At 43.5% G+C, this 2,540-nt stretch carries 3 protein-coding genes; all 3 read left to right on the forward strand.

The annotated features are described in order from the left end of the window. Positions 1–66: 66 nt before the first annotated feature. The 3 genes from DW917_RS16580 (at position 67) to DW917_RS16590 (ending at position 2,473) form a co-directional block, all read left to right on the forward strand. On the forward strand, positions 67–477 hold the full coding sequence (locus tag DW917_RS16580; protein WP_022110332.1) for a hypothetical protein: 411 nt from the start codon (positions 67–69) through the stop codon (positions 475–477). Next, the gene (gene tnpB, locus DW917_RS16585; RefSeq protein WP_022110333.1) at positions 465–812 is read left to right on the forward strand and encodes an IS66 family insertion sequence element accessory protein TnpB; all 348 of its coding nucleotides are present in this window, start codon (positions 465–467) and stop codon (positions 810–812) included. The genes DW917_RS16580 and tnpB overlap by 13 nt, the downstream gene beginning before the upstream one ends. Positions 813–913: 101 nt before the next feature. After that, positions 914–2,473 carry an IS66 family transposase gene (locus DW917_RS16590; protein WP_118120493.1) on the forward strand — a complete coding sequence of 520 codons (1,560 nt, stop codon included), beginning with the start codon at positions 914–916 and terminating at the stop codon, positions 2,471–2,473. Positions 2,474–2,540 lie beyond the last annotated feature (67 nt).

Raw genomic sequence — 2,540 nt, forward strand, 5'->3', positions numbered from 1 at the left:
TTTATACCATTGTAGCTTTCTCGTTTGTTCGTACCTTTGCACCATAATTTTTTAATCGCATGAATTATGACAACAAACGAACGTTTTGAGAAGGCTTGGAATTCCTTCTTAATCTATTTGAATCGAAATCCAAAGGCTCATCTGACTCCTTTCTTGAAGGAAAGGCATGTAAATCACCGCACCATGCAAAATTGGATGTCCGAGAAGGGATATTCTGTCCTGCGTGCCAAGCATGAAATCCGTGAAGTTCAGGAGGCAGCCCGTAAGGAAAGAGCAGAAGCCTCTACTGCAAATACCGGCGTGATGTTCGTGCCTATGGAGTCTCCAACTATAGATCTTCCTATGGAGGATCTTCTTCAAGGCATAAACATAACCTTTCCCAATGGAACCGTTGTGTCGGTCAAAAAAGGATGCGCCAAGTCTGTTATGGCGTTAATGAAACTTTATGAGAAGGAGGATGCGGTATGTTTGGATTAAATGAGAACACCCAATACTATGTCTGCCAGCGATACGTTCGAATGAACACGGGTATTAATGGCTTGTATCAGATAGTAAGGACGGAGATGGAGCTGCCACCACTTGGCGGTGCAGTCTTCATCTTCTTCTCCAAGAATCGCCAGCAGGTTAAACTGCTAAAATGGGATGGCGATGGTTTCTTGCTATATCACAAGCGACTGGAACGAGGAACCTTTGAATTGCCATTCTTTGACCCTAAGAACAAGCAATGCAAAATGCCGCACAAGACTCTGTCTGCCATCATGAGCGGAATTTGCCTTAAAAGTATGAGATTTAGAAAGAGGCTTAACTTATAGCAGTATTATAATGCCAATAACGTGCTGTATATCAATAAAATAGATAAAATTAACATCCAATAATACTTGCATATCTCAATATTTTTTCGTACCTTTGCACTATGACAAAGGACGAAATCATAGTACTTTTGAAGGAGCAACTTCAGCTTGCTAACGATACTGTGAGTTCGCTGACCATACAGGTCGGTGAACTCATTGAACGTATAAAGTCATTAGAAGAGCAACTCGTCCAGAAAGGAATCGCCATAGACAAAGCGAATCGCCAGAACAGGGCGCTCGGCAAGCTCGTTTCCGGCAAAAAGTCCGAACGTCAGGAGAAGTGTCTGCAAGACTCAATGACTCAGGAAGAATTTGACAGGAAGAAAAAAGAGCAGGCGGAAAAGAGAAAGGAGCGCAAAAACAATGGGGCCAAGCGTGACATGCATTATGAGATGGAGGAGAAACATGTTACGGTTAATCCAGACATGGATGCGGAACTTTTGAAGACGCTGCGCATCTATGGCACCCGCACCTGTGTGCGTTACAGCATGGAGCCCATCAAGTTCATCAAGACCGTATATCACATCAACACTTATACGGATGGAAATGTCCTGTATCCAGGAAAGACCCCACCAGCATTGCTGCTAAACTCATCCTATACATCTTCTTTTGCAGCAGGTCTACTGCAGTTGCGGTATATCTATTCCATGCCGGTGGAGCGAATCGTCAAATACTTTGCCGACAGTGGGTTCACACTAAGGAAAGCCACGGCAAACAAGCTGATTGCCAGAAGCGCAGACGTACTGGAAAATATCTATAGAGCCATCTGCCAAAAGGTGTTACAGCAGGATTATGTTACGGCAGATGAAACTTATCATAAAGTACTGCTGACGAGGGTAAAGCCTACAGACAATGGCTCGAAGAAAGGTTACCTGTGGGCGGTAAGCGCACCTAAACTGGGACTTGTGTTCTTCGTATATGAGGATGGATCACGTTCTGAGCAGGTCATACTTGATGTGTTCTCGGATTATAAAGGTACAGTACAGAGTGATGCATATGCTCCTTACCGGAAGCTGGAGTCGGATGCTTATCCGGACATTATGAGAATTGCCTGTCTGCAGCATGTCAAGAGAAACTTCATCGACTGTGGCAAGAACGACAAGGATGCACAGGAAGTAGCAGGCATCATCAACAGATTTTATCAAGAAGACAAAAAGCATAAGGTTGGCGTAAATGGATGGACAGTAGAGAAACATCTGGCTTATCGGCAATCATACGCACCGGACATTTTGCAGGATTTATTAGAGAAACTGGAGGAATTATCTTCCAGGAAGGATTTGCTGCCCAAATCGCCCTTGGCGCAAGCCGTCGGCTATGCCCTTAACGAGTATAATGCCATTTGTGACATTTTTAAAAGAGGTGATACTGCTCTCGACAACAATTATATTGAGAGAATCCAGAGGTACATATCGCTGTCGAGAAGAAACTCATTATTCTTTGGTTCGCACGAAGGGGCAAGACGAGGAGCTATCCTATATTCTATCGCCATCTCATGCAAAATGAATGGCATTAATCTGTTCGAATACATTAGCGATGTCATAGAAAAGACCGTAGAATGGCAACCAAATACTCCATTGGAAAAATACAGAGACTTGCTTCCTGACAGATGGAAAAAGCAGTAACAGCATTATTCAATCAGCTATTACTGCTTTTTTCAATTATGCAAGGTATAAACGCGGAGCCGCTTAC

The organism is Prevotella sp. AM42-24, assembly GCF_003461825.1.
GTDB lineage: Bacteria > Bacteroidota > Bacteroidia > Bacteroidales > Bacteroidaceae > Prevotella > Prevotella hominis.

Coding starts and splice junctions, on each gene's coding strand:
- DW917_RS16580 (WP_022110332.1), top strand. CDS start 67: ATGACAACAAACGAACGTTTTGAGAAGGCTTGGAATTCCTTCTTAATC.
- tnpB (WP_022110333.1), top strand. CDS start 465: ATGTTTGGATTAAATGAGAACACCCAATACTATGTCTGCCAGCGATAC.
- DW917_RS16590 (WP_118120493.1), top strand. CDS start 914: ATGACAAAGGACGAAATCATAGTACTTTTGAAGGAGCAACTTCAGCTT.